1 protein-coding gene is annotated in these 693 nt (G+C 26.7%); it reads right to left on the bottom strand.

Annotated elements, in window-relative coordinates:
• Nucleotides 1-32 precede the first annotated feature (32 nt).
• Complete coding sequence (locus tag AYC59_RS07385; protein ID WP_066896995.1) at nt 33-581, bottom strand: C40 family peptidase; 549 nt, start codon at nt 579-581, stop codon at nt 33-35.
• Between the last annotated feature and the right edge of the window lie 112 nt (nt 582-693).

Raw genomic sequence — 693 nt, 5'->3', positions numbered from 1 at the left:
GTTTTTTGGTATATGTTCTCTGACGGTCTCTTTTATTGTGCTTGATAATATTTAAATGGAGAAATTGCCCATTTAAATTTTTCTTTATAATATCCTGTGTTAAGGGGAGAAATAGTAACTTTCTGACTTCCAGATGAAGCATGTATAAATTGATTATCACCTATATATATTCCCACGTGATTAATCTTTTCACTCCCACCTGTACTAAAAAATACTAAATCACCTATTTTTAATTTTAGAGTATTAGTTATTTTATCTCCACCATCAAAAACTGACATATCTGTTGATACTCTAGGTAGTTTAATTTCACTTCTTGATTTAAAAACATAGTTTACAAATCCAGAGCAATCAAATTTATTAGGTCCAGCAGATCCCCATGAATAAGGTAAGTTTAAATTTTGTTTTGCAAATTCACGAATAGCATCTCTAATTACCATTTCTTCTTGTTCTGTAATCTTTACATTTTGATCAGCAACTTGAGTTAATTCATCAAGCAATTTTGAAAGTTTGCTATCTAGTTCACTATCTGCAAATGAAAATGAAGATATTAGTAACAGGAAAATAAAAATAATTTTTTTCATATTCAATCCTTTCATATATCACTAAAAGTATAACTTAATAATAATCAAAAGTCAATTTTAATAAAGTTTTTTCTAAGTTAAAATATCTTATTTGGTAAACTAAAATATCAAA

Source organism: Pseudostreptobacillus hongkongensis, assembly GCF_001559795.1.
GTDB lineage: Bacteria > Fusobacteriota > Fusobacteriia > Fusobacteriales > Leptotrichiaceae > Pseudostreptobacillus > Pseudostreptobacillus hongkongensis.
Note: the sequence above shows the minus strand (reverse complement) of the source record. Positions and strands in the feature narration are given on the sequence as shown.

What these genes read in the sequence shown, in the direction of transcription:
- AYC59_RS07385 (WP_066896995.1), bottom strand. Translation starts at nt 581, where the DNA reads ATGAAAAAAATTATTTTTATTTTCCTGTTACTAATATCTTCATTTTCA.